The following is a 25,200-nucleotide window of genomic DNA, read 5'->3' as shown; positions in this document are numbered from 1 at the left end:
AATGCGAATAATTGTCTACGGCAGTTTACGGCGCAAACAGGGAAACAGTCATTGGATGACGAATGCGCAGTGGCTCGGCGACCATCAGATTGTGGGGTTTGATCTCTACAATCTGGGTCACTATCCGGGCGTGGTGGAAGGAGAAGGTAGCGTCTATTGCGAGGTGTATCGCATTGACGCCAGCACGCTCGGCGAACTTGATGCCTTGCGCACCAAAAATGGCGAATACAAGCGCCAGCTTATTCAGACGCCTTACGGCAGTGCCTGGCTGTATGTCTATCAACGCTCCATTGCAGGTCGCACGCACATTGCGAGCGGCGACTGGCTAAGGCGCGATGGCGATAGCTAACAAATAAAAACACCGTCCATTGGACGGTGTTTTTTTATGGCTGGCAGAAAAGAAACTTATTTCTTCTGCGCGCGCTCGTAAGAGGCGATGATTTCAGCTTTAGCCGCTTCTGCGTTATCCCAGCCGTCAACCTTGACCCATTTGCCTTTTTCCAGATCTTTGTAGTGCTCGAAGAAGTGGGTGATCTGCGCTTTCAGCAGTTCTGGCAGGTCGTTCACATCTTTGATGTGATCGTACTCTTTGCTCAGCTTGGTGTGTGGAACCGCAACCAGTTTGGCATCTTCGCCAGACTCATCGGTCATTTTCAGCACGCCAACGGGACGGCAGCGGATAACGGAGCCCGGCACCAGCGGATATGGGGTTGGCACCAGTACGTCAACCGGGTCACCATCCAGAGACAGCGTGTGGTTGATATAACCGTAGTTGCACGGATAGAACATGGCGGTAGACATGAAACGGTCTACAAACAGGGCGCCAGACTCTTTGTCGACTTCATATTTGATCGGATCGGCATTCGCCGGGATCTCGATGACAACATAGATATCTTCTGGCAACTCTTTACCTGCAGGCACCTGGTTCAAACTCATCTGGCTTTCCTTCATTAGTCATATGTTGAGTGACGGCTATTATAGCCAACTGACTCTGAAAGTATGCCCCCTTTTTGGCGTTTCAGAATGCTCCAACCCGCTACTTCGCGGTGACAAACAACGAGACGATACCCGCAGCAATCAGTGGTCCAACCGGTACACCGCGAAAGAAGGCTACACCAATCACCGTACCAATCAGCAGCCCACCAATTACCGACGGCTGCACGCTCATAAAGTTCACGCCGCGTCCGCCAAGCCAGGCAACAAAAATGCCCACCACAATCGCGATAATTGATTGCCAGTTAGCGAACGATTTCAGCAGCGAAGATGCCGGCAGCGTACCGCTGGCCAGCGGCGCCATTACCGCAACGGTCAAAATAATGATGCCGATTTGAATGCCCTGTTTTTCCACATAGGGAAAGAACTGCGACAGCGGGGTGAGCTTAATCGCCAGCAGGATTAGAATCGAAATGGTAACGGCGCTGTTATGAACGAAATAGCTGAGGACGGCGAGGCAAACAAGAATGATGGTGGAGGCATAAGCAGCCATGATTTCTCCCTGCAGATTGATGGGCGCGCTGGCTGTTACCAGCGCTAAGCGTATTAAACGCTTACATTAATCAACAATCGTCGGGGTTGGCGCAACTGCCTTTGTTAATTGATTGCAACATCAGGGCCTGATTACGCACCAGACTGACACCCTGCGCACCGACCGAGAGCGCGGCCATCGTGCCCTGGCTGCTCATGAAATAGCTGCGGCTGGCATCCAGCCAGTTATCGCGATACGTCAGCCATGCACGTTGGGCGTTGCGCAATTTGTCTTTAGGCTCGCCGGTTAATTTTTTCATCGCTTGCGTGTACTGCGCATTCATCTCTTTATCCCACGCCTTACTGGCTGTGCCATAGCATTGCGACATACCAAGGGTGGTGGATTCCTTATTCATACACTGGTCGAGCTGCTGATCGATAGGATTCTGCTGCTGTGCCGTGGCGAAACCACTTGCCAGTAAAAACGCCATTGGGAGCCATTTTTTCATTGTTTCATTCCTTAAATTTTGCGGGGGCAGAGTTCAGTAAAACTGAAGCGTATGTGATCGTCAGCAGATTGACCATCAATGCCGGATAAAGTTTCTGCGATCAACTGCCGATAATCTCTCCGTTTTAGGGCCAGCGGATTTTGCCTTTTCTTGCAAACGGGGATGATCATGATCAAACAGCTATCTATTCGTACTGCATTACTCACGCTCTTGGCTTTTATGACGCTGCTGCTACTGGCGGTGAGCGCGATGGGGATTTCTGCTATCAACGCAGGTAATCAATCGTTGGATGCGCTCAACCGCATTCAGGGGGTTGAGCTCAACAGTTTGTATCAAAGTCGTTCTGAATTGATGCGGGCTCGCGCCAACGCTGCGCTGGCGGTGCGTAAAATTGAAATTGGTTTACTGGATGACGGGGATGTGATCACCAAACAAACCCAGGCTGCGGTAGAGAGTTCACATAAGTATTTGCAAGCCTTTGTGGATGCCGGAACGGTCACCGCGCACGGTAAAACGCTGGCTGATGCCGTTGTCGCGACCTATAACGCGTACGAGAAAGAGGGCATCACACCGATGATTGATGCTCTGAAAAAACAGTACACCGACGAATATTATCAGGTGCTGGAAGGCAAACAATCGGCGCTGGCGGCCAGTTACTCGAAAGCGGTCAATGATTTTAGCGTGTACGCCGATGATGTTTCCGCGACGCGCCTTGCGCAGGCAGCACATGATGAGCTGAAGCTGCAGATTCTGATTGGTGTTTCAGTGGCCCTGACCTTGCTGCTGATTGCGCTGGCGTGGCAACTGCTGCGTCGTCTGTTGCTGCGTCCACTCGACGGCGCGATTGTGCATCTGGAGCAAATTGCCGCAGGCGATTTGTCACAGCCGCTGCCAGCGGCCGGGAAAAATGAGTTAGGCCGCCTCAATCAGGCGTTAGCGAATATGCAGCTGGCGCTGAGCAGTTCGGTAAGCCAGGTGCGCGAAGCCAGCTTGCAGATTGATGTGGGCAGTCGCGAGTTAGCCGCTGGCACCGTGCATCTTTCCCAGCGTACCGAAGAGTCAGCCGCCTCGCTGGAGCAAACCGCTGCCAGCATGGAGCAGCTCACCGCCACCGTGCGTCTCAATGCCAGCAATGCCAAAGAGGCCAATCAGCTCGCCAGCAATGTCTCTGACAGCGCCGACCGCGGTGCCGAAGTGGTGGGCTACGTGATGGAGAAGATGCAGGAGATTACCCAAAGCTCCAATCGTATCGGCGACATCCTCAGCGTAATTGATGGCATCGCCTTCCAGACCAACATCCTGGCGCTGAATGCCTCGGTCGAAGCGGCGCGTGCAGGTGAACAAGGTCGCGGCTTCGCCGTGGTCGCCAATGAAGTGCGTACGCTGGCGGGCCGTAGCGCTACCGCCGCCAAAGAGATTCGTGAGCTGATTGCGGAATCGCAAACGCGGGTGAAAGAGGGCAGCGACATGGCTACGCGCGCAGGCGAAACCATGGATGAAATCTCCAGCGAAGTAATGCGTGTCACCACGCTGATGAAAGAGATTTCCATCGCCTCGGAAGAGCAAAGTCGCGGTATTGAACAGGTGAATCAGGCGGTGACGCAGATGGATGAAGCCGCGCAGCAAAACGCTGCATTGGTTGAAGAAGCCAGTGCCGCAACGCAGTCGCTGGAAGCGCAGTCGCAGCAGTTGCAGGATTCGATGGCGCAATTTCGGGTTGCTGCGGCGTAATAAAGTAAATACGTGAAATAAAGTGGGTCGCTATAAATAGCGACCCAACAATCAAATAATCGCAAAGCGTATTTAAATGCAGTGAATCAATAGGCCGTTATTTAATTATTATTATGCGTGCGAATTTTTTCCGCTAATGCATCATCTTCCGCGTAAAAATAGGCGGCAGGTATTCCTAATACATCCGCCAATCTCTGAGCGGTATCTAAATCAACCTGATGAATTCCATTCTCGTAACGATTAATTCGCGTACTGGCAACAAACTCATCAATTCCCGCGGCCATCCCCAATCCTTTCTGCGACAAGCCTTTAGCCAGACGCGCTTGTTTTAAGCGTCGTTGGAAGGTTAGCTGGAGAGAGGAGGTCGATTTCATGGCTACGAGAATCGTAGATTTACTGCTTGTCAGATACTACGAGTAACGTAGTATCGTAAATAGAACGGATAAGCGGACTAAGGAGAGTTGCGTGAATAATTCGAAACCAGACTGGCATCCTGCCGATATTATTGCTGCTCTGCGAAAGAAAGGAACGTCAATGGCGGCGGTATCGCGACAATCTGGATTATGCTCAACCACCCTCGCCAATGCATTAGTGCGGCCATGGCCAAAAGGGGAATTATTAATTGCCGAAGCGATTGGTATTTCGCCCGCCGAAATTTGGCCAAGTCGCTATTATGCGGAAGATGGCGCGCTCATTGATCGTCAGGCCAGGATCAGGAATATGAAAACAAAAAACCCGCACTAAGGCGGGCTTGGCAATGCGGGATGTCACTTACGCCGAATGATTGTCCGGATACTCACGGATAAAGCGCTCAACGTCACCCACCATCGAGTCGTTGCCGCAGAAGAACGGGCAGCGCTGATGCAGCGTTTCTGGCTGGATGTCAAGGATGCGATTCGCGCCATCGCTGGCTTTACCGCCCGCTTGCTCTGCCAGGAAGGCCATCGGGTTGCATTCATACAGCAGACGCAGCTTACCTTGCGGATGGCTTGCGGTGCTTGGATAAAGATAGATGCCGCCTTTCAGCAGGTTGCGGTGGAAATCCGCCACCAGGGAACCAATATAGCGCGAGGTGTACGGGCGCTTGGTGGCGATATCTTCTTCCTGACAGAACTTCAGGTATTTCTTCACGCCCTGTGGGAAGCGAATGTAGTTACCTTCGTTAATGGAGTAAGTGTAACCCTGCTCCGGGAAGGTCATGCGCTCGTGGCTCAGGCAGAAGACACCGAGCGACGGATCGTAGGTAAACGCATGCACGCCCACACCGGTGGTGTAAACCATCATGGTGGAAGAACCGTAAACCACATAACCGGCAGCAACCTGCTTGTTGCCTGGCTGCATGAAATCGGCTTCGGTGATTGGCGTACCCGGCTCGCTGATACGATGGTAGATAGAGAAAATGGTGCCGACGGAAACGTTAACGTCGATATTCGAAGAACCATCCAGTGGATCCATTAACACGACGTATTTGCCATTTTCTGAACCTTCGAAGATGACGAATTCATCTTCTTCTTCAGACGCGATACCGGCAACCACGCCGCGCGCTTTCAGGGCGGCTTTCAGCTTTTCATTTGCGAACAGATCAAGCTTCATCTGCTGCTCACCCTGCACGTTTTCCACGCCGCTGGCACCCAGAATATCCACCAGACCCGCTTTGTTGATATCGCGGTGGATAATTTTAGCGCCAAGCTTAATGGAAGAAATCAGCGCCGTCAGTTCACCTGTGGCGTGTGGAAAGTCGTGTTGCTTCTCGACGATGAATTCGCCTAACGTTTTCATAACACATTCCCTGCATCTACGATGGAGTGGCAGCAGCTGTAACAAGCTACCAACGTATGAGCGCAGTTTAGCCGATTGAACTTTAAAAACCATAGTCCTAATCCGTTTCTTCCCTCGCAACTCGGCGTTACACTGTGCGCCGAACTTTTGAGTAATGGATCTCTTTATGCGTATTCACATCCTCGGGATTTGTGGCACTTTCATGGGCGGACTGGCAATGCTGGCGCGCTCGCTGGGACACGACGTTACCGGTTCAGACGCCAATGTCTATCCGCCGATGAGCACGTTGCTGGAACAGCAAGGCATTGAATTAACGGAAGGTTATGATGCCAGCCAGCTCGATCCGCAACCCGATCTGGTGATCATTGGTAACGCGATGACGCGCGGCAATCCTTGTGTGGAAGCGGTACTGGAACGCAACATTCCTTACCTCTCCGGCCCGCAATGGCTGCACGATTTCGTGCTGCGCGATCGTTGGGTGCTGGCGGTGGCGGGAACCCACGGTAAAACCACTACAGCCGGCATGGCAGCGTGGATTCTCGAGGCTTGCGGCCTTGAACCGGGCTTTATCATCGGTGGTGTGCCAGGAAACTTCGAGGTTTCAGCAAAATTAGGAAAAAGTCCATTCTTCGTCATCGAGGCGGATGAGTACGACAGCGCGTTCTTCGACAAGCGTTCCAAGTTTGTGCATTACTGCCCGCGCACGCTGATTCTCAATAATCTCGAATTCGATCATGCGGATATTTTTGACGATCTGCGCGCTATCCAGAAGCAGTTCCATCACTTGATCCGCATCGTGCCGGGCCAGGGCAAGATCCTGCTGCCGGAGCACGACAACAACATCAAGCAAGTGATGGCGATGGGCTGCTGGAGCGAGCAGGAAACCGTGGGCGACAACGGTCACTGGCAGGCGAAAAAGCTCACGCCGGACTCCTCACACTGGGAAGTGTGGCTCGACGGCGAGAAAGTCGGCGAAGTGAACTGGGCGCTGGTGGGCGAGCACAACATGCACAATGGCCTGATGGCGATTGCGGCGGCACGTCACGTTGGGGTGAAGCCGGTGGATGCCGGTGAAGCGCTGAGCAGTTTCATTAATGCCCGCCGTCGTCTTGAACTGCGCGGTGAAGTGAATGCCATCAAGGTGTATGACGATTTCGCTCATCATCCTACCGCGATTCTGGCCACGCTGGCGGCGCTGCGCAGTAAAGTCGGCGGCACGGCGCGCATTTTGGCGGTGCTTGAGCCGCGCTCAAATACCATGAAGATGGGCGTGAGCAAGAACGAGCTGGCGCCGTCGCTGGGACGCGCAGATGAAGTGTTCCTGTTCCAGCCCCATCACATTCCATGGCAGGTGTCCGACGTGGCCGAGGCGTGCATCCAGCCGGCGCAGTGGAGCGCGGATATCGATACGCTGGTAGAAATGGTGGCGAAGAAAGCTCAGCCAGGCGATTCGATTCTGGTGATGAGTAACGGCGGGTTTGGTGGGATTCACCAGAAACTGCTGGAGCGGTTAGGGCGGTAATTGTGCGGTGGCCATTAATGGCCACCCTACGATGTACCGTTGTAAGGTCGGCATTCGTGCCGACCTTTTTCATGTCCGCAGCAGACTTAAGCTTCTGCCAGCTCGCGCAGATACTGGAAAATCAGGCGGGCGGATTTAGGCGGCTTATTGGTGGCTTTCTCTTTCTGCGCATTACGGATCATGCTGCGCAGTTGCTGACGATCGGCGTGCGGATAGAGGTTAAACACTTCTGCTACCGCGTCATCACCTTGCTCGATCAAACGATCGCGCAATATCTCGAGCTTATGGAACAGCGCAACCTGCTGGTTGTGACGGTTCTTCAGCTTATCCAGCGCCTGGCGAATCGGATCTTCATCGCGGGAGCGCAGCATCTTACCGATCAGCTGTAACTGACGGCGACGGCCTTCTTTCTTGATGCGCTGCGCCAGTTCAATCGCGTCGCGCAGTTGTTCGTCGAGGGGGATTTTGTCGAGGGAGTTTTTCCCCAGGTCAACGAGCTCGGCACCAAGGCGTTTCAGCTCTTCGGCATCGCGTTTAATTTCGCTTTTGCTGACCCAGATAATCTCTTCATCTTCTTCGTCATTATTATCCGGCACATCGTCGAGCCAGTCTTCGGGCTGCTTGGTCATCTCTTGGCTCCCTAAAAAAAAGAGGCTAATCCTACCAGTTTATCGGGCGACTGCGAAATTGTTCTCTGAGTCTGATAGACTCAATTCATTCATACTTAAGATTAGACGGCAGGTCGATGAACGTATCTACTCAGGTTGCAGAACAACGTAAAGTGTTGGAACAGGCTGTCGCGCAGGCGTTGGAATTGGCAAAAGCCAGCACCGATGGCGCTGAAGTGGCGGTCACCAAAACCACCGGCATCGGCGTCAGTACCCGTTATGGCGAAGTGGAAAACGTCGAATTCAACAGCGATGGTGCGCTCGGCATCACCGTCTACCATCAAAACCGTAAAGGCAGCGCCTCATCAACCGATCTCAGCCCGGATGCGATCAAACGCACCGTGCAGGCGGCGATCGACATTGCGCGCTACACCTCAGTGGATCCTTTTGGCGCACCAGCCGATCCCGATCTGCTGGCGTTTGACGCGCCGGATCTCGATCTCTACCATCCGTGGGAGATCGATGCCGATCGCGCTATCGAGCTGGCTGCTCAGGCGGAACAAGCGTCGCTGCAGGCCGACAAGCGCATCACCAATACCGAAGGCGGCAGTTTCAACAGCCACGTGGGAATCAAAGTTTTTGGTAACAGCCACGGCATGTTGCAGAGCTACTGCTCCAGCCGCCATTCGCTCTCCAGCTGCGTGATTGCTGAGCAGGATGGCAACATGGAGCGTGATTACGCCTACACCATTGGCCGCTCCTTTGACGATTTGAAAAGCGCCGATTGGGTGGGTGCAGAGTGCGCGCGTCGCGTGCTGGCACGTCTGGCGCCACGCAAGCTCTCGACCATGAAAGCGCCGGTGATCTTCGCGCCGGAAGTGGCGACCGGTTTGTTTGGTCATCTGGTTGGCATGATCAGCGGTAGCAGCGTCTATCGTAAATCCACCTTCCTGCTCGATTCACTCGGTAAGCAGATTCTGCCGGAATGGCTCACCATTGAAGAGCATCCGCACCTGCTGAAAGGATTGGCGTCCACGCCGTTCGACAGCGAAGGCGTGCGCACGCAATCGCGTGACATCATTAAAGATGGCGTGCTGCAAAACTGGCTGTTGACCAGCTACTCGGCGCGCAAGCTGGGCTTGCAAAGCACCGGCCACGCGGGCGGTATTCATAACTGGCGTATTGCCGGCCAGGGCCATAGCTTCGACGATATGCTGAAGCAGATGGGGACCGGTTTGGTGGTCACCGAGATGATGGGTTCCAGCATCAACGGTATGACCGGCGACTATTCACGTGGTGCATCCGGTTTCTGGGTGGAAAACGGTGAGATTCAATACCCTGTGAGCGAGATCACAATCGCCGGAAACCTTAAGGATATGTGGCTCAATATGGTAACCGTCGGTAACGACATTGAAACCCGCAGCAATATACAATGCGGTTCGGTGCTGCTGCCGGAGATGAAAATCGCCGGACAATAAGAGTCATCGCTTTCTGAAAGCAGCCCAAGAGGCTGCTTTTTTTTCGCCCGACAATAATAAAAGGAAATACCAATGCGTAATAAGCATTTGATCGCAATGTTGTCTTTGTCGCTGTTGTTCTCCTCGGCTAACGTGTTTGCGGCCGATCTGGAAAAAGATATGGATGCGCTCAAGGAGGGGCTGAGCGTGGTGAAAAAAACCTCTGACGCGCAGGAAATGCACACCGCGTTAGGCAAAATGCGCCAGGCGGCAACGGATGCTAAGCAATCTACGCCGGAAAAACTGGAAGGTCAGGCGGCCGATAGCGCGCAGATCAAGGATTACCATGCCGGTCTGGATTCGCTGATTGCGCAAATCGACGTGGTCGATAAGTTAGCGCAGGCCAACAAGCTGGATGAAGCCAAAACCGAAGCGAAGAAACTGGAAGAGATTCGCAACGCCAACCATAAGAAATTCCGCTGATAACCCGGCCAGCCCAACGGCTGGTCTTATCCCTTCTTGCCTTTTCACCGTTTGAATCCACATAAACCCATCATTTATCGCATTTTGTGACCGATTTCGCACACTTCGTGCGTCCTGAGATCTGGCGCACACCCGCCCGTGGGATTTCCACTTTGAGGTGGAAAAGATGCGTCTCAACAGCCTGTAGCGGAAAGCGTAATTTCTTTTCAACGCGAATTATCTGTAATTGTCCGCTGTAAACAGGAGTAACAAGGTGAGGAGTGAAGCTGTCCCGCTGAAACCGAGCACGCCGGAAGCGATTCAGGCGCTGGCGGATAATGTGTTAAGCCAAATTGCCGCGATCTACACCGCACACCACATCGAAGCCAATGCCGTACAGCAGCAGATGCTGGCTTCGCATGTCCGTGCGATGGCAGCGCGCTCCCTGACGGGTGAAGCGCTGCCAGAGGTCGAGGCTGAACTGTTTGAAGATATCTCGCCGCAAACCATGGCGCTGGCGCATCAGGTGGTGGATCTGTTTGGCAATCTGCCAAAAGAAGAAGCCTGGCTGTTATCGGTCCATATCGAAGTGGCGAAAGCGAACGAAGCATAAATTGCGAGGAATTGAACATGGTAACTGTAGTGATTGGCGATCGTCTGGGTAAAGGTCAGAAAGTAGCCGCGGGTATTGAGAAAGCGGGTGGTCGTGCGGTGGTGGTGCCGGGCGTGGCAGCCGACATGAAGTTGGGTGACGTGATGAAAGCGGAAAACGCTGACTTCGGCATCTCCTTCTGCGGCAGCGGCGGTGCGGGCGCTATTACCGCGCAGAACAAATATGGCTACAAAGCCAAACACGGCATGCGCTCAATTGACGAAGGGGTTACCGCCATCAATGAAGGTGCCACCGTGCTGGGCTTTGGCTTTATGGATAAAGAAGAGCTGGGTGAGCGTCTGGTGCAGGCCTGGACTAAAAAACACGGCAGCTAAGCATGAAACAGCAATATGAGACGCAGGTAACGGTGCAGGGCAAAGGCGACAGTAAAGCAAAAGCCTTTGCCGATGCGCTGAGCAAGGTGCAGCAGCAAGTGCTGCGCACCAGCCAAAAGATTCTGTTGCGCATTGAACCTATGGATGTGCGGGTGCTGCGCGCGCAGGAGAGCGTGCGAAAGGAGAAGTTTCTCTTCTTCTTCCTCGCGCGTGAGCGACGGAGTTACAGCGTTGAGCTGGACATTACCGTTAGCGTCACCGTGATCGACACCGAGAACATCACGTTCACGGCGACACCCTAATCATCCCAGCATCTAAATATGTAGGGTAAAAACGACAACAAAGGGTCAACATCATGTTTTTAATCATTTTGTTTAAGTCGTTAATCATTGGCGGATTGGTTGGTGTTGGGGTGGGAGCAGGCGCAGCGCGCATGTTCCACGCCCCGACCACGCAAGGTATGGGCGCGTTCCGTACCTTGGGTGAACTCAATTCCTGTGAAGGCGATCCGGCATCGCACTTCTCCTTTGGTCTCGGCTTCTTCTTTAACGCCTGGGCATCATCCGTTGCGGCAGGCTCCTTCACGCAGGACGTTGACCACCGCATCCTGCCGAACTGGGGCGCGGCAGCATTGATGGTGAAGAATCGTAACGTGGCCGAAACGCTGCATAACCCGAAACGCATGGCGATTGCCTGCGGCATCATCGGCATGATTGTGGTGGCCTTCCTTAACAGCACCGCGTCGGCGGTGCCGGCGGCGCTGCAAGTCACCGCCGTCAAAGTGCTGGTGCCGGCGGCTAACCTGCTGGTGAACACCGTGATGCCGGTGATTTTCTGGCTGGCCGCGATTGATGCCGGTAAGAAATCAGGTTTCTGGGCCACCATCTTTGGCGGTCTGGCGCAGCTGATCATGGGCAATGCCGTACCGGGTTTGGTGCTGGGCATCCTGATCGGTAAAGGCGTGGAAGAGAGCGGCTGGAACAAAGTCACCAAGGTGATGATGTTTGCCATCGTATTGCTGTTTGCCCTGAGTGGCTTCTTCCGCGGTTTCGATATGAAACTGCTGCAATCCTTCCAGCTGGGTATTCCGGGTTGGTTGGATATGATCCACAACAGCGTCAGCGGCAAATAAGGAGCCATCAGCATGAACGAGAACGAAAACAAAGGGTTCTGGTACGCCGACTGGTCTTTCCCGATTTTTGTTGGCCTGCTCTCCTCCGGCGTGTTTGCCGGTACCCACATGTATTACCTGTACGGCATTGGTGCGTTTAACGAAGTGGCGTTTGTCTCCATGCTGCGTTCCGGTATGGAGACCGGCGTGTATGGCGCGGTCGCGGCATTTGGTGCCAGCTTCCTGTTCGCACGCATTATCGAAGGTTCGCTGGTAGGGATTCTCGATATCGGCGGTGCGATCCAGACTGGCGTCGGCCTCGGCGTGCCCGCGCTGCTGCTCGGTGCGGGCATCGTGTTCCCGGTCGCCAACTTCGCCGCCTCGCTGGCCACCGGTTTGGTGGTGGGGTTAGCGATTGGTTATCTGATCATCCTGGCGCGTAAGTTCACCATCAACCAGAGCGACTCGACGTACGGTGCAGACGTGATGATGGGCGCGGGTAACGCATCAGGCCGCTTCCTTGGGCCGTTGATTATCCTGTCTGCCATGGCCGCATCGATTCCCATCGGTCTCGGTTCGCTGGTCGGCGCGCTGCTGTTCTACCTGTGGAATAAGCCGATTACCGGTGGCGCGATTCTGGGCGCGATGGTGTTAGGTGCGATGTTCCCGATTTCGCTGTAATGCGGCTGATAGAACGGTCGCCATAAATGGCGACCCTACATGTTGGGTGCGCATTTTCAGTCATGTAGGGTGCGCATTCATGCGCACCTGGCAACAATCGCAGTATAGGAGTAAACATGTTTGATCTGATTCTGCGCCGCGCCCGTCTGTGCGATGAACAGCTGGTAGATATTGCGATCCAGCACGGCAAAATTGCCGCCGTCGGCGAGGTGAGCGGCGCGGCACAGCAGGAGCGCGATCTCGCGGGACGCTACTACGTCAGCGCTGGCTGGATTGATAGCCACGTGCACTGTTATCCCAAATCTCCGATTTATCACGACGAAGCCGACACCATTGGCATGGCGCAAGGCGTCACCACCGTGGTGGATGCAGGCAGCACCGGCGCAGATGATATCGACGACTTTTACCAGCTCACGCGTTCGGCCACCACCGAAGTACGTGCGCTGATTAACATCTCGCGCACCGGCATTGTGACGCAAAACGAGCTGGCCGATATGGCACAGATCGATGGCGAGGCGGTGGTACAGGCGGTGAAACGCCGCCCCGATTTTATCGTCGGCCTGAAAGCCCGTATGAGCAGCAGCGTGGTGGGCGAAAACGGCATTCAGCCGTTGGTGCGTGCCAAGGCCATTCAGCAGGCGGCGGGCAATTTGCCGCTGATGGTACACATCGGCAATAACCCGCCGGTGCTGGAAGAGATCGCCGATCTGCTGACCTCTGGCGACATCATCACCCACTGCTTCAACGGCAAACCAAACCGCATCTTATCGCCGCAGGGCGAGCTGAAAGCGGCAGTAAAAAATGCCATTGCGCGTGGCGTGAAGCTGGATATCGGTCACGGCGGCGCCAGCTTTAGCTTCGAGGTGGCGCGTCAGGCGATCGCGCAGGGCATTCTGCCCGACACCATCAGCTCCGATATTTACTGTCGTAACCGCATCAACGGCCCGGTACACAGCCTGGCGCACGTGATGTCGAAATTCTTCAGCATTGGCATGACGCTGCCGCAAATCATCGCGTGCGTCACCGTTAATGCCGCTGCTGGTCTGCGTCTGGCGGGCAAAGGGCGCTTAACCGCAGGTTATGACGCCGACCTGACCATTTTTACCGTCAAAGAGGAAGCCCGCCCGTTCGTCGATGCTGAAGGCGAGCGGGTGATGGGTGAACAACATGTGCTGCCGCTGGCCGTGGTTATCGCGGGTCACTGGCATCTGACTGATGAAGGGAAAGCGAATCATGTCTTCGATTTATGAAAAATATGACCTGAAGCAGGTCATCAATGCCTCGGGCCGCATGACTATTCTGGGCGTTTCCACGCCGTCTGCGGATGTGGTGGATACCGTCAGCTACGGTCTGAATCATTACTTCGAGATGAAAGATCTGGTCAACAAGACTGGCGCTTACATCGCCAAACTGCTGGACGTAGAAAACGCGGTGGTGGTGTCGTGCGCCTCGGCGGGCATTGCGCAGAGCGTGGCGGCGGTGATCGTTAAAGATAACGACTGGCTGCTGGAGAATCTGCACGCCGCGCCGCTCAGCGTGCCGCACGATATCGTGGTGCCAAAAGGGCACAACGTGAACTTTGGCGCGCCGGTTGGCAGCATGGTGGCACTGGGCGGCGGTCGCTTGATCGAAGCCGGTTACAGCAATGAATGTTCGCCAGAGCAGCTGGCGGCAGCGATCACGCCGACCACGGCGGCGCTGATGTATATCAAATCGCACCACTGCGTGCAGAAAAGCCATCTCAGCGTTGAGCAGGCGGCGGTTGTTGCGCGTAAACACGGCATTCCACTGATCGTTGATGCGGCAGCTGAAGAAGATTTGCAGTGTTACTACCAAATGGGCGCTGATTTAGTGATTTACAGCGGTGCCAAAGCAATTGAAGGGCCGACCAGCGGCTTGGTGATTGGTCGCACACAGTACGTTGAATGGGTGAAACGCCAGAGCAATGGCATTGGTCGCGCGATGAAAGTCGGCAAAGAGGGCATTCTCGGCCTGACGCAGGCGATTGAAAACTATCTGGTGCAGCCGAAAACCAGCGGTGCCGAGATGGTGACCAACATGACGCCTTTCATCGACAACCTCAACACCCTGAACGGTGTCACCGCGCGCGTGGTGTGGGATGCGGCGGGACGCGATATCGCGCGTGCTGAAATCAAGTTCGATGAAGCGGTCACCGGCTGGCCGACCGGCGAGCTGGTGCAGGCATTGAAAACCGGCGACATCGCCATCTATTTCCGTGGCTACAAAGCCAACGAAGGCATCATCGAAGCCGATGTGCGCAGCGTCAGCGCCGATCAGCTGCACATCATCTTTAGCGCTATTCAGGCGTTGATCAGCGGAGGAACACGCGCATGAGTCTCAACCCGAATTTCTATCAGGGCCGCCTGTGCCTGAATGTGCTGGCCGGTTCGAAGCAGAATGCCAAAGAAATCTGGCAGGCGGCGGAAGGCCATGTGCTGGTGGGCGTGCTGTCAAAAAACTATGCCAGCAATGACGAAGCGATTGCCGATATGCGCGAGTATGCTGCACTGATCGACAATGCGCTCTCTGTAGGTTTGGGCGCGGGCGATCCGAACCAGTCGGCGATGGTGAGTGAAATCTCGGCGGTGCTGCAACCGCAGCACGTCAATCAGGTATTCACTGGCGTGGCGACCAGCCGTGCGCTGCTCGGCCAGAGCCACACCGTGGTGAATGGCTTGATTTCACCTACCGGCACGCCGGGGATGGTGAAAATCTCTACCGGGCCGCGCAGCTCGCAGGGCACCGACGCGATTGTGCCGATTGACAGCGCCATCGCCATGCTGCAGGACATGGGTGGCAGCTCGGTAAAGTACTTCCCGATGGGCGGGCTGAAGGCGGTGAATGAGTATCGTGCGGTGGCGGAAGCCTGTGCGCGTCACGACTTCTGGCTGGAGCCAACCGGCGGTATCGATCTCAACAACTTCGAAGAGATTGTGCGCATTGCGCTCGATGCCGGTGTCAGCAAAGTGATCCCACACGTCTACAGTTCGATTATCGATAGCGCAACCGGCGATACGCGCATTGACGATGTGCGTCAGCTTCTGGCAACGTGCAAGAAACTGCTGTAACAAATGAGTAACAGGTGAGGCTCCGTGAGATTTCCCAATCAGCGTCTGACCCAGCTTTTCGCTGCGCTGCAAAATGAAACCCTGCCGCAGGACGAACTGGCACGCCGCTTTTCCGTTTCGACGCGCACGGTGCGCACCGATATCACCGCGCTGAACGCGCTGCTGGAACAGCACGGCGCGCAGTTTGTACTGGCACGCGGCGCGGGATATCAACTCAAAATTGACGATGCGGCGCGCTTTGGTCGCTTACAGCAAGAGAGCGCCACGCCGCTGCGGGTGCCGCGCACGTCGCAGGAGCGCGTGCGTTATCTGCTGACGCGCTTTCTCACCGCCGCCTATTCCATCAAGCTGGAAGATCTGTCGGAAGAGTGGTTCGTTAGCCGCGCCACGCTGCAAAGCGATATGGCGATCGTTCGCGAATGGCTCGGCCGTTATCACCTTAATATCGAAACCAAACCGCATTACGGTATGAAGCTGTTTGGCAGCGAGGCGGCGATCCGCACCTGCTTAACTGACTTGCTGTGGCAGATCGACCAGGAAACGCCGGAGAGCCCGCTGCTGACGGTGGAAGCATTACACAGCGGCATGCTGGCGCAGCTCGAACCTTTGCTGCAACAGTGCTTTGCCCAGCACGCGATTCGCCTTAGCGATGAAGGCGATCGTTATTTACAAATCTACTGCGCGGTGGCGGTGCGGCGTATTAGCGAAGGTTTCCCGCTTAACGATCCCGGGGCAGAAGATGTGGGTGAGGAAGTGCGCGAAGCGGCACACGACCTGATTAACCTGATGCGCCCGCTGGTCGGCAAGCCGATTTCACAGGCGGAAGAGAACTGGCTGCGGGTCAATATCGCTGCGCGGCAGATTCAGGCGCTGGCACCCAGCACCATTAATGCCGACGATGCCGATGCGCTGGTCGATTACCTGCTGAATTACATCAACACCCATTACAACTATCGACTGCAGCACGATGAACAGCTGCGCGCCGACCTGCGCACCCATATCAAAACCATGATCACGCGGGTACGCTATCAGATCCATATCCCCAATCCGCTGCTGAGCAACATTAAGCAGCACTATCCAATGGCCTACGATGTGACGCTGGCGGCGGTAACCAGCTGGGGCAAATACACGCCTTACACCATCAGCGAAAACGAGATCGGTTTTCTGGTACTGCATATCGGCGTGGGGCTAGAGAGGCATTACGAAGTTGGCTATCAGCGCCATCCGCAGGTATTGCTGGTGTGCGACAGCGGCAACTCAACGCTGCGCATGATTGAGGCGCTGCTGCTGCGCAAATATCCACAGTTAGTGGTTACGGCGCGGCTGTCGCAGCGCGACTACGAGCTACGCGAGCATATTGATGAAGACTTCGTCGTTTCCACTGCGCGGCTGAGCGAGAAGAACAAGCCGATTGTGGTGATGTCGCCGTTCCCGACCGAATTCCAGCTGGAGCAGCTCGGTAAGCTGGTGCTGGTGGATCGCACGCGTCCTTACATGCTGGAGAAGTACTTCGACGCGCAGCACTTTATGGTGCTGGATAAGCCGATGGCGCAGTCGGATCTGTTCCGCCTGCTGTGCAATCAGCTGGAAAGCGAAGGTTTTGTCGATGCGGATTTCTATCCGTCGGTGGAGGAGCGCGAAGCGATCGTCAGCACCCTGCTCGGCGAAGGCATCGCGCTGCCGCATTCACTTGGTTTGCTGGCGCAGAAAACCGTGGTCTACACGGTGCTGGCGCCGCACGGCGTCAGCTGGGGTGAGGAAACCGCGTCAGTGATTTTCCTGCTGGCGATCAGCAAAAGCGAATACGAAGAGGCGATGGCGATTTATGATCTGTTCGTCACCTTCCTGCGCGAAAGGGCGACGACGCGGCTGCGCGATTGCGCGGATTTTGTCAGCTTTAAAGCGGTGGCGATCGATTGTTTGAGCCGGTTGTGAACGGTGCGGTTTGCAACGAGGTCACCATGAATGGCGACCTGCTCAATCAGATTATCCGCGCTTCGCTAACAACCTCGGAATCTCACGCAAACACCAGGCTTTCGCTTCGCCCATGCTGTCGCGGCGCCACGCCATAATAATATCCACTTCGCGCGTATACTCTGCGCTCACCACGCGTAAACGCCCCTCGGCGATATCTTGCTCCACCATCGGATAGGGCATCGTCGCCACGCCTAAACCTGCCAGCAGTGCGCGACGTTTATCATCCATGCTGCTTACCGTCAGACGCTGCTGCTTATCCAGTAACTGCACCGTTAGCACCGGTCGCTCGCGCGCCGTATCCGCTACCGCAATGCCGCGGTATTTTACGCGCGTCACTTCTGACAGCGGCTCAGCTTCCTGATGAATCGGATGATCCGGGCTGGCAACGTAGACGCTCATAATGCTGTAAAGCTTGCGGGTGTTGATTTCGGTTGAGGCGCGAAAGTGCAGATCCGGGGCAATAACGATATCGGCGCGTCCCTGTTCCAGCCGCTCCCAGGCACCGGCTAACACTTCGGTGATCAGCGAAATCTGCGTATTGGCTTTTTCTGACAGCTTTTCTACCAGTGGAAACAGACGTTCGGTAGGAACCAGCGCTTCGGCCACGATGGTGAGATGCGTTTCCCAACCGCGCGCTAGCGCTTCAGCATCGGTGGTGAGTTTATCGGCGGCTTCGAGCAGCACGCGGCCACGTTCCAGCAGCATGCGACCCACATTGGTGAACTTGGTGCGGTGGCCGGAACGGTCAAACAGCACCACATCCAGCTCCTCTTCCAGCTTCTGCATGGTGTAACTCAGCGCGGAAGGGACGCGACCCAGTTCATCGGCCGCAGCGGCAAAGCTGCCACGGCGGTCAATAGCATCCATCACACGTAAAGCTTCAAGGGTTAACGCGCGGTCTTTTGCCATGCCGATTCTCTGTCAGTAAATTTGAACATGCCGGGCAGATTAACTGGCTTACAATCCGGCGTCCAGACTTTTACCATAATCCCATCAAGCCTGCGGTCGAATCTCACCGCAGCGTGTCGGAGGATTATCATGATGACAACCCGCTGCGCGTCCGCATGTGGCCAGGCCGATTTCGGTTGGTTGCAGGCGCGCTACAGCTTCTCATTTGGCCACTATTTCGATCCAAAATTAATGGGCTACGCGTCACTGCGCGTGCTTAACCAGGAAATTCTGGCGCCGGGCGCCGCATTCCAGCCGCGCAGTTATCCGCAGGTCGATGTGCTGAATCTGGTGCTCCAAGGTGAAGCCGAGTACCGCGACAGTGAAGGCAATCACCTGATTGCGCGTGAAGGCGAGGCGATGCTGCTCTCTGCGCGTCAGGGGGTGAATTACAGCGAAATCAACATCAGCAAAGATCGCCCGCTTACGCGTATGCAGCTGTGGCTGGCTGCCTGCCCGGAGCGTGAAAATCCGCTGTTGCAGAAGCTCGAACTGCCGCAGCAAACCAGCGTGTTGATCGCCTCACCCGATGGTGCGGAGGGCAGCCTGCAGTTGCGCCAGCAGGTTTGGGTGCATCAGGTGACGTTAGCGCCGGGCGAGCAGTACACGGTGAAATTACACGGGCCGCGCGCTTATCTGCAATCGATTCATGGTTCGCTGGATGTGCAGGCGAGCAGCGCCAATCAGCAGCCGCTGAGCTGCGGCGACGGCGCGTTTCTTAGCGATGAGAACCAGATTAGCCTGCAGGCCAGAACGCCGCTGCGCGCGCTGGTGATTGATCTGCCTGCATAACATCTTTTGTCGCGGCGCAATCTATTGCGCATCAAACCGTGCAGCATAAAAAAGGGCGACCAAAGTCGCCCTGATAATGTGCAATAACGTTTATTTGAGAATGGTGAAGGCCGTGGTCACGTGCTTCACACCGCTCACACGGCTGGCAACATCGGCCGCCGCCTTCGCTTCTTCTGCTGTGACCAGACCCAGCAAGAACACTTCACCGTTTTCGGTGGTCACTTTGACGTTCGAAGATTTCACCTGATCGCTGCCCAGCAGCTGCGAGCGGATTTTGGTGGTAATCCAGGTATCGGATGACGAGGTGCCGAGGCTGACTTTCTGTCCGCTACGGATTTCGTTATATACCTCGGTTGCACCGTCTACGCCCATGGCGATCTGTTTAGCGCGGCTCGCCAGATCTGGCGTTGGCGATTGACCGGTCAGCAGCACTTTGCCCTGATAGGCGGTGACAACAACGCGTGCCTGGTTTTTAATCTGCTCATCTTTTGCCAGTGCGTTAGAGACGCGCAGCTCCAGCGTACCGTCATCTACCTGCGTACCCACGGTGCGCGGGTCAGTGGCGGTTTTGGTGGCGACGGCAGCGCCGCCTGCAACCACGGCAACACAGCCTTGCAGCAGCAGGGCCGTGAAGAGAATGGCGACAGCGTTCAATGCTTTCATTTGAGCTCCTTCAGTCATTCCTGGTGTGGGAACAAAGTGTTATCAATCAAATCGCACAGGCAGTTCAGCGTCAGCATATGCATTTCCTGAATGCGCGCACTACGATGTGATGGAATGCGAATTTCCACATCATGCGGACCGAGCAGGCCCGCCAGTTCACCGCCATCGTGGCCGGTTAACGCAACGATGGTCATATCGCGGGTAACCGCAGCTTCAACCGCTTTGACGATATCGCGGGTGTTGCCACGGGTGGAAATGGCCAGCAGCACATCACCAGCCTGACCAAGCGCGCGAACCTGCTTGGCGTAAATTTCATCGTGCAGACGATCGTTGCCAATCGCCGTCAGCATCACATTATCGGCGCTCAGTGCCAGCGCAGGCAGGCTAGGGCGCTCCGTCTCGAAACGGTTAATCATGCTGGCGGCAAAATGCTGGGCATTGGCCGACGAAGCACCGTTCCCGCAGCTAAGGATTTTGTTACCGTTCAGCAGCGATTGCACCAGCGTCATCGCGGCGCGAGAAATCGCATCGGGCAGCGCTTCGGCTGCGGCGATTTGTGTCTGAATACTTTCGGTAAAACACGCTTTAATTCTGTCCTGCACAAGACCACCTGGTTCTATCCATCGGCATTAAAGGCATCGGGCAGCCACTCCAGCTCACGCCCGGTAATGGCAATGATGTCAAAACGGCAATTCACCGTATCAAAACTGCCGCCACGCGCCAGCAACCAGAGCGCGGCAGCACGCAGCAGCTTTTGTTGTTTCTGGCGCGTTACGCTGGCGGCGGCACCGCCGTAGCGCGCATCGCGACGATAGCGCACTTCAACAAAAACCCAGCAATCGGCGTCGCGCATAATCAGGTCAATTTCCCCGCTGCGACAGCGGACATTGCTGGCGAACCACTGCAGTCCGGCGCGCTCCAGAAAACGGCGCGCCAGTTGTTCCTGCTCAGCGCCAATGCGCTGGCGGTTTACTGCACCGGAACGATCTGTCCCTGACGATACTGGTTCCATGCCAACTTCCTGTTGATCACGCAATCCGTGTCGGCGTTCAGCTTGCCGGTGTTGCCATCAATGGCAAAGCCTGGCACCTGACGCATCTGGTTAAAGTGATTCGCCAGCGTCCAGGCATCAATGCCCATCGCATAAAGGCGAACCAGCGAATAATCGTTGTTGAACGACTTCGCCGCTTGCTGCATCAGGCCGGGATTGTTACCGGACAGCAGCGGAATATCGCTGAATTGCAGTCCATCCATCTCCAGACGGAAGTCCGGACCTGCGCCCGCCTGCGCACTACGTGAACTGGCGTACAGCGCAGTATTGTTACGGCTGCTGGTACGCATCGCAATCATTGGTTTGATCAGCTGCAGCTCATCCTGGCTGGCAACAATGTACACCGCATCAACGCTGCCGCTGCTGGCATCTGCCGTTGGCGCCGGTGCGCTGGATTGCGGCGCTGGGATCGTCAGGCCAGCAATCGCTACACTCTGCGATGGTGCAGGCTCAACGCTCAGCGGTGTACCGCTTAACGCGATACCGGCGCCGCTGTTGATCCCTTGCTTCAGTTCGCCGACGCCGCCGAAACGCTGCTGCAGTACGGTTGAACCACCCAGCGTTTGCCACTCTTGCGCGAACGCTTTGCTGATGCGATCGCCATAACTGCTGCGCGGCACCAGCAGCAACGGCTGGCGTTTGCCCTGCTCGTAGATATGGTGCGCGGCATCGCGTGCTTCGTCTTCAGGAGAAAGCGCAAAGTAACAAATATTCGGATGGTTCTGGATCTGTTCTGGCTCGTTAAGCGCCAACACGTTAAGTGGGGTTTGGCTGTTGACCACTTGTTCTACGTCGTTTTTCAGCAGCGGGCCGACCACCAGCGTGGCGCCATCTTGCTGTGCTTGCTGCATCACCTGCGCAATGGGCTGGCTGCTGGTGTCATACACTTTCACCTGCGCATTGCTGTCGCCTTGCGCGGCAGCCGGTTGTGCGGCTGGCTGCGGCTGCTCGGTTTGCGGTGGTGTATTCCCTGCAACGGCTGGGCTGACAACGCTGTTAGTGTCGGCTGGCGTCTGCGCGCTGGCATCGTCGGCGGCAGGTGCTGCTGGCGCGGCTTGCGGCGCGGGCGCGTTGAGCACGCCATTGCGTGCATCGGTGAAGCCTTTCTGAATCGCGTTGGCAAACACCTGCGCCTGGCCATTGAGCGGCAGCAGCAACGCGATGGTATTCGTCGACGCTTTAGTGAAGTTTTGCACCTGGCTGAGCTGAGTGGGCAGCATTTTCGCGCCTGGGTTCTGCGGATAGCGCGTCTGCCAGTCTTTAATCGCCGCTTTCAACATCTGCGGATCCTGGCTGTTCGTGCGCCAGGTATTCAGCAGATCGAGCCAGCCTTGCAGCGTATTTTCGTCAGCATTAATCACCAGGCTATTGATCTGATCCTGCGTCATTTGCGTCAGCGCTTGCCAGGTTGCATCGATATTACTTTGGTGATCAACGCCTTTCAGCAGCGGTTCCTGAGCAATATAGGCACGCAGCAGCGGCAGTGAAGGACGATTCTGGGCCGCCGCGATTTGCAGCGCGTAGTAGCGCACCTGCTGATCCTGCGACAGATCGCCGCTTTTTACCTTACCGAGCAACTGTTGTGCGCCGCTATAGTCCTGCTGACCAATCTGCATTTGCGCACGCAGCAGCAGCAGTTCTTGCTGTTGCACATCGCTCAGCTGTTGCGGCAGTTGATTCAGCTGATTAGCCGCCTGCGGATACTTTCCTTCCTTCAACAGGGCACGGATGGCAAGTAATTGCCAGTCGGTCTTGCTATCATCGCTGCTTTGCTGCACCTGTTGCAGATAATAGTCAGACCGGCCAGTCGCAGGACCCTGAATATTGACGTTAGAGGTTTGTTGCGGTCCCTGACCACTACATGCGGCTAAAATCAGCCCAGCGAGAAGAACAGGTACTAAGCGTCCTGCTTTATGACGTACGACTTTTGAAGGAAGCATACTGTATCCAGTGATGTTTTTTTCAAGATGCTCAATATTAAATCGGCAATTCGGATGAAACAATGAAACAACTCGATCGGGCAGAGATTTCTGCCAGCACGCTCTATATCGTTCCTACCCCGATCGGTAACCTGGGTGATATCACTCAACGAGCGTTGACGGTGCTCTCGAGCGTCGATCTAGTCGCAGCGGAAGATACACGTCATACCGGGCTGTTGCTACAACATTTCGCCATCAATGCGCGACTCTTCGCACTTCACGACCACAACGAACAGCAGAAAGCTGAGGTACTGTTAGCCAAGCTGCAAGAGGGCCAGAGCATTGCGCTGGTCTCTGATGCGGGTACGCCGTTAATCAACGATCCCGGCTACCATTTAGTGCGTCGCTGTCGTGAAGCTGGCGTGCGCGTAGTGCCATTGCCAGGCGCCTGCGCAGCGATTACAGCATTAAGCGCGGCGGGGTTACCGTCCGATCGTTTCTGTTACGAAGGGTTTCTACCGGCTAAAAGTAAAGGACGCTGCGATGTGCTGCGTGCGCTGGGCGAGGAGCCGCGTACGCTGATTTTCTATGAATCGACTCATCGCCTGATCGATAGCCTGCAAGATATGGTCAGTGTGTGGGGCGGCGAGCGCTATGTGGTGCTGGCGCGTGAATTAACCAAAACCTGGGAATCGCTGCAGGGCGCGCCGGTGGGCGAACTGCTGGCGTGGGTGCTGGAAGATGAAAACCGTCGTAAAGGTGAGATGGTGCTGATTGTTGAAGGCCACAAAGCCGATGAAGAAGCGCTGCCGGCTGAGGCGTTGCGTACGCTGGCGCTGCTGCAAAAAGAGCTGCCCCTGAAGAAAGCCGCCGCGCTGACGGCGGAAATTCATGGCGTGAAGAAGAACGCACTATATAAGTACGCGCTGGAGCAGCAAGAGGCGTGACAAATGGCGGCGGATCGCCTATTATCCCGCGCCGAAGCTGACTAGACAGTCGCCGCTTTGTCGTCGTCCTCTTTCGGGGGGAGACGGGCAAAGGGGAGGAAAGTCCGGGCTCCATAGGGCAGGGTGCCAGGTAACGCCTGGGGGGCGCAAGCCTACGACCAGTGCAACAGAGAGCAAACCGCCGATGGCCCAGTAATGGGATCAGGTAAGGGTGAAAGGGTGCGGTAAGAGCGCACCGCGCGGCTGGCAACAGTTCGTGGCACGGTAAACTCCACCCGGAGCAAGGCCAAATAGGGGTTCACAAGGTACGGCCCGTACTGAACCCGGGTAGGCTGCTTGAGCCAGTGAGCGATTGCTGGCCTAGATGAATGACTGTCCACGACAGAACCCGGCTTATCGGTCAGTTTCGACTTTTTTAAACACAAAACCCGCTTCGGCGGGTTTTGTGTTTTCTGGGGTGGGATGAGCAAGTAAATTAATTAATCGCGCCCACGTAAAGAAATGAAAATCCCGGAAAACATTATTGCGGCTATGCCAGAATAAGCGCGTGTTTAACCACCGAGGACAAATTTAATCCACACTGATGAGAAGCAACAACGTGGATAAGTTGTAATTTTATGGACAAAATTTTCGCGCCAAATAAGGCTTTATTCTCTTCTTCTTTCCCTGCTTTAAACTGCCCAATCTGCGATCAGCACTGGCGTTTCGCGCTTTAGTTCCGTTCTCTCCTTTCTGACTTTTTACATTAATTCGGCTCACACGCCTATTTTCGCGTGGGTGGCGTTTATTTCTCGTTCAGGAGAGAAATTATGCTGTATTGGATTTTATTAGCGCTGGCGATTGCCGCGGAAATTATTGGTACCGTCTCGATGAAATGGGCCAGCGTTAACGGCGGCAACGCCGGTTATATTTTTATGCTGGTAATGATCGCACTTTCTTATATTTGTTTATCCTTTGCCATTAAGCGTATTGCCCTTGGGGTGGCGTATGCCATGTGGGAGGGCGTGGGTATTCTGTTTATTACGCTGTTCAGCGTGCTGTTGTTTGATGAGACCTTATCTGTCGTCAAAGTCGCCGGACTGCTAACGCTGATCCTCGGCATTGTCCTAATCAAATTAGGTACGTTGAGTCGCAAGGAGCTGCGCCATGGCAACGTTTAACTGGATACACATCGCGTGGCTGTTGCTGGCTATTGGTCTGGAAATCGTCGCCAATATCTTCCTGAAATATTCTAATGGTTTTCGCCGTCCGCTATTTGGCGTGTTATCGCTGGTTGCTGTGCTGGCGGCGTTCAGTGCGCTGGCGCAGGCGGTGAAAGGCATCGATCTCACCGTCGCGTATGCATTATGGGGCGGGCTGGGATTAGTGGCCACGGTGGCGGCCGGCTGGATTTTATTCGGCCAGCGACTGAGCCGCACCGGTTGGCTGGGTGTGGGATTGCTGTTAATCGGTATGGTGCTGATTAAGTTCGCTTGAAAAAGCTTCACCTCTCCACCGGAGAGG

30 protein-coding genes and 1 other RNA gene are annotated in these 25,200 nt (G+C 55.3%); 20 read left to right on the top strand and 11 right to left on the bottom strand.

All coding sequences use genetic code 11. From position 1 onward, the window contains the following. Window position 1 precedes the first annotated feature (1 nt). Window positions 2-349 (top strand): gamma-glutamylcyclotransferase family protein, encoded by a 348-nt coding sequence (locus ACRQ84_RS12950; RefSeq protein ID WP_064738396.1) that lies wholly within the window; start codon window positions 2-4, stop codon window positions 347-349. 56 nt (window positions 350-405) lie between these two features. Here ACRQ84_RS12950 and ppa read toward each other — a convergent pair whose 3' ends face one another. From ppa to ACRQ84_RS12935, 3 genes are all read right to left on the bottom strand, one after another. Next, window positions 406-936, bottom strand: a complete 531-nt coding sequence (ppa, locus tag ACRQ84_RS12945; RefSeq protein ID WP_007892166.1) for an inorganic diphosphatase — start codon at window positions 934-936, stop codon at window positions 406-408. 100 nt (window positions 937-1,036) lie between these two features. Beyond that, on the bottom strand, window positions 1,037-1,486 hold the full coding sequence (locus tag ACRQ84_RS12940) for a DUF441 domain-containing protein (protein WP_064738397.1): 450 nt from the start codon (window positions 1,484-1,486) through the stop codon (window positions 1,037-1,039). Between the two features lie 70 nt (window positions 1,487-1,556). After that, window positions 1,557-1,973 carry a lysozyme inhibitor LprI family protein gene (locus tag ACRQ84_RS12935; protein ID WP_064738398.1) on the bottom strand — a complete coding sequence of 139 codons (417 nt, stop codon included), beginning with the start codon at window positions 1,971-1,973 and terminating at the stop codon, window positions 1,557-1,559. Window positions 1,974-2,141: 168 nt separating this feature from the next. Between ACRQ84_RS12935 and ACRQ84_RS12930 the strand changes: the two genes are divergently transcribed. Continuing rightward, window positions 2,142-3,704, top strand: coding sequence for a methyl-accepting chemotaxis protein (locus ACRQ84_RS12930; protein ID WP_483816297.1), 1,563 nt, complete (start codon window positions 2,142-2,144; stop codon window positions 3,702-3,704). Window positions 3,705-3,805: 101 nt separating this feature from the next. On the opposite strand, the gene ACRQ84_RS12925 is transcribed toward ACRQ84_RS12930, so the two are convergent. Beyond that, a complete protein-coding gene (locus tag ACRQ84_RS12925) occupies window positions 3,806-4,078 on the bottom strand; it encodes a helix-turn-helix domain-containing protein (RefSeq protein ID WP_483816296.1) in 273 nt (90 codons plus the stop codon). 91 nt (window positions 4,079-4,169) lie between these two features. On the opposite strand from ACRQ84_RS12925, the gene ACRQ84_RS12920 reads away from it, so the two are divergent. Next, complete coding sequence (locus ACRQ84_RS12920) at window positions 4,170-4,448, top strand: helix-turn-helix domain-containing protein (RefSeq protein WP_064738400.1); 279 nt, start codon at window positions 4,170-4,172, stop codon at window positions 4,446-4,448. Window positions 4,449-4,475: 27 nt separating this feature from the next. Here ACRQ84_RS12920 and fbp read toward each other — a convergent pair whose 3' ends face one another. Beyond that, on the bottom strand, window positions 4,476-5,483 hold the full coding sequence (gene fbp / locus ACRQ84_RS12915; protein WP_064738401.1) for a class 1 fructose-bisphosphatase: 1,008 nt from the start codon (window positions 5,481-5,483) through the stop codon (window positions 4,476-4,478). Between the two features lie 166 nt (window positions 5,484-5,649). Between fbp and mpl the strand changes: the two genes are divergently transcribed. Beyond that, the gene (gene mpl, locus ACRQ84_RS12910; RefSeq protein WP_064738402.1) at window positions 5,650-7,005 is read left to right on the top strand and encodes a UDP-N-acetylmuramate:L-alanyl-gamma-D-glutamyl-meso-diaminopimelate ligase; all 1,356 of its coding nucleotides are present in this window, start codon (window positions 5,650-5,652) and stop codon (window positions 7,003-7,005) included. Window positions 7,006-7,091: 86 nt separating this feature from the next. Here mpl and yjgA read toward each other — a convergent pair whose 3' ends face one another. Beyond that, window positions 7,092-7,634: a ribosome biogenesis factor YjgA gene (gene yjgA, locus ACRQ84_RS12905; protein ID WP_064738403.1), complete on the bottom strand. Its 543-nt coding sequence runs from the start codon at window positions 7,632-7,634 to the stop codon at window positions 7,092-7,094. 116 nt (window positions 7,635-7,750) lie between these two features. Here yjgA and pmbA point away from each other — a divergent pair, with 116 nt between their 5' ends. The 11 genes from pmbA to ACRQ84_RS12850 all read left to right on the top strand — a co-directional run bounded on the left by pmbA (window position 7,751) and on the right by ACRQ84_RS12850 (window position 17,335). Next, window positions 7,751-9,091, top strand: coding sequence for a metalloprotease PmbA (pmbA, locus tag ACRQ84_RS12900; protein ID WP_483816295.1), 1,341 nt, complete (start codon window positions 7,751-7,753; stop codon window positions 9,089-9,091). A gap of 72 nt (window positions 9,092-9,163) precedes the next feature. Beyond that, on the top strand, window positions 9,164-9,553 hold the full coding sequence (cybC, locus tag ACRQ84_RS12895) for a cytochrome b562 (protein ID WP_483816294.1): 390 nt from the start codon (window positions 9,164-9,166) through the stop codon (window positions 9,551-9,553). 253 nt (window positions 9,554-9,806) lie between these two features. Then, window positions 9,807-10,145: a glycine dehydrogenase gene (locus ACRQ84_RS12890; RefSeq protein ID WP_483816293.1), complete on the top strand. Its 339-nt coding sequence runs from the start codon at window positions 9,807-9,809 to the stop codon at window positions 10,143-10,145. A gap of 17 nt (window positions 10,146-10,162) precedes the next feature. After that, entirely contained in the window at window positions 10,163-10,519 is a 357-nt protein-coding gene (locus ACRQ84_RS12885) for an SFCGS family glycine-rich protein (protein WP_008103553.1), read from the top strand. Between the two features lie 2 nt (window positions 10,520-10,521). Then, window positions 10,522-10,821 (top strand): DUF4312 family protein, encoded by a 300-nt coding sequence (locus ACRQ84_RS12880; protein ID WP_483816292.1) that lies wholly within the window; start codon window positions 10,522-10,524, stop codon window positions 10,819-10,821. 53 nt (window positions 10,822-10,874) lie between these two features. Then, window positions 10,875-11,651 carry a DUF4311 domain-containing protein gene (locus tag ACRQ84_RS12875; RefSeq protein ID WP_007892190.1) on the top strand — a complete coding sequence of 259 codons (777 nt, stop codon included), beginning with the start codon at window positions 10,875-10,877 and terminating at the stop codon, window positions 11,649-11,651. Window positions 11,652-11,663: 12 nt separating this feature from the next. After that, on the top strand, window positions 11,664-12,311 hold the full coding sequence (locus tag ACRQ84_RS12870) for a DUF4310 family protein (protein ID WP_064738408.1): 648 nt from the start codon (window positions 11,664-11,666) through the stop codon (window positions 12,309-12,311). 116 nt (window positions 12,312-12,427) lie between these two features. Further along, a complete protein-coding gene (locus tag ACRQ84_RS12865; RefSeq protein ID WP_064738409.1) occupies window positions 12,428-13,561 on the top strand; it encodes an amidohydrolase/deacetylase family metallohydrolase in 1,134 nt (377 codons plus the stop codon). Continuing rightward, on the top strand, window positions 13,545-14,666 hold the full coding sequence (locus ACRQ84_RS12860) for a DgaE family pyridoxal phosphate-dependent ammonia lyase (protein ID WP_483816291.1): 1,122 nt from the start codon (window positions 13,545-13,547) through the stop codon (window positions 14,664-14,666). Before ACRQ84_RS12865 ends, ACRQ84_RS12860 begins: the two co-directional genes overlap by 17 nt. Next, on the top strand, window positions 14,663-15,400 hold the full coding sequence (gene dagF / locus ACRQ84_RS12855) for a 2-dehydro-3-deoxy-phosphogluconate aldolase (RefSeq protein ID WP_483816290.1): 738 nt from the start codon (window positions 14,663-14,665) through the stop codon (window positions 15,398-15,400). The genes ACRQ84_RS12860 and dagF overlap by 4 nt, the downstream gene beginning before the upstream one ends. 24 nt (window positions 15,401-15,424) lie before the next feature. After that, window positions 15,425-17,335 carry a BglG family transcription antiterminator gene (locus ACRQ84_RS12850; protein WP_064738412.1) on the top strand — a complete coding sequence of 637 codons (1,911 nt, stop codon included), beginning with the start codon at window positions 15,425-15,427 and terminating at the stop codon, window positions 17,333-17,335. A 51-nt stretch (window positions 17,336-17,386) separates the two neighbouring features. Here ACRQ84_RS12850 and ACRQ84_RS12845 read toward each other — a convergent pair whose 3' ends face one another. Then, the gene (locus ACRQ84_RS12845; protein WP_064738413.1) at window positions 17,387-18,286 is read right to left on the bottom strand and encodes a LysR family transcriptional regulator; all 900 of its coding nucleotides are present in this window, start codon (window positions 18,284-18,286) and stop codon (window positions 17,387-17,389) included. A gap of 129 nt (window positions 18,287-18,415) precedes the next feature. On the opposite strand from ACRQ84_RS12845, the gene ACRQ84_RS12840 reads away from it, so the two are divergent. Beyond that, entirely contained in the window at window positions 18,416-19,117 is a 702-nt protein-coding gene (locus ACRQ84_RS12840; protein WP_064738414.1) for a pirin family protein, read from the top strand. 90 nt (window positions 19,118-19,207) lie between these two features. On the opposite strand, the gene dolP is transcribed toward ACRQ84_RS12840, so the two are convergent. Genes dolP through ACRQ84_RS12820 form a run of 4 tightly spaced genes read right to left on the bottom strand, consistent with a single transcriptional unit; the run spans window position 19,208 to window position 22,771 of the window. Further along, window positions 19,208-19,780 carry a division/outer membrane stress-associated lipid-binding lipoprotein gene (dolP, locus tag ACRQ84_RS12835; RefSeq protein WP_064738415.1) on the bottom strand — a complete coding sequence of 191 codons (573 nt, stop codon included), beginning with the start codon at window positions 19,778-19,780 and terminating at the stop codon, window positions 19,208-19,210. Window positions 19,781-19,794: 14 nt separating this feature from the next. After that, a complete protein-coding gene (gene diaA, locus ACRQ84_RS12830; RefSeq protein WP_007890352.1) occupies window positions 19,795-20,382 on the bottom strand; it encodes a DnaA initiator-associating protein DiaA in 588 nt (195 codons plus the stop codon). A 14-nt stretch (window positions 20,383-20,396) separates the two neighbouring features. Then, window positions 20,397-20,792, bottom strand: coding sequence for a YraN family protein (locus tag ACRQ84_RS12825; RefSeq protein ID WP_064738416.1), 396 nt, complete (start codon window positions 20,790-20,792; stop codon window positions 20,397-20,399). Beyond that, window positions 20,750-22,771, bottom strand: coding sequence for a penicillin-binding protein activator (locus ACRQ84_RS12820; RefSeq protein WP_483816289.1), 2,022 nt, complete (start codon window positions 22,769-22,771; stop codon window positions 20,750-20,752). The genes ACRQ84_RS12825 and ACRQ84_RS12820 overlap by 43 nt, the downstream gene beginning before the upstream one ends. Window positions 22,772-22,833: 62 nt before the next feature. Between ACRQ84_RS12820 and rsmI the strand changes: the two genes are divergently transcribed. From rsmI to mdtI, 4 genes are all read left to right on the top strand, one after another. After that, a complete protein-coding gene (gene rsmI, locus ACRQ84_RS12815) occupies window positions 22,834-23,697 on the top strand; it encodes a 16S rRNA (cytidine(1402)-2'-O)-methyltransferase (RefSeq protein ID WP_064738418.1) in 864 nt (287 codons plus the stop codon). Between the two features lie 33 nt (window positions 23,698-23,730). Beyond that, an RNA gene (gene rnpB, locus ACRQ84_RS12810) (RNase P RNA component class A) lies at window positions 23,731-24,109 on the top strand. A 397-nt stretch (window positions 24,110-24,506) separates the two neighbouring features. After that, window positions 24,507-24,857 carry a multidrug/spermidine efflux SMR transporter subunit MdtJ gene (gene mdtJ, locus ACRQ84_RS12805; RefSeq protein ID WP_064738419.1) on the top strand — a complete coding sequence of 117 codons (351 nt, stop codon included), beginning with the start codon at window positions 24,507-24,509 and terminating at the stop codon, window positions 24,855-24,857. Further along, entirely contained in the window at window positions 24,844-25,173 is a 330-nt protein-coding gene (mdtI, locus tag ACRQ84_RS12800; RefSeq protein WP_483816288.1) for a multidrug/spermidine efflux SMR transporter subunit MdtI, read from the top strand. Before mdtJ ends, mdtI begins: the two co-directional genes overlap by 14 nt. Window positions 25,174-25,200: the final 27 nt, after the last annotated feature.

Origin of the sequence: Pantoea sp. E2023-21, from assembly GCF_051302795.1 — a bacterium.
Classification (GTDB): Bacteria; Pseudomonadota; Gammaproteobacteria; order Enterobacterales; family Enterobacteriaceae; genus Pantoea; species Pantoea ludwigii_A.
The sequence above is the reverse complement of the archived record's forward strand: the minus strand, read 5'-3'. Positions and strand labels throughout refer to the sequence as shown.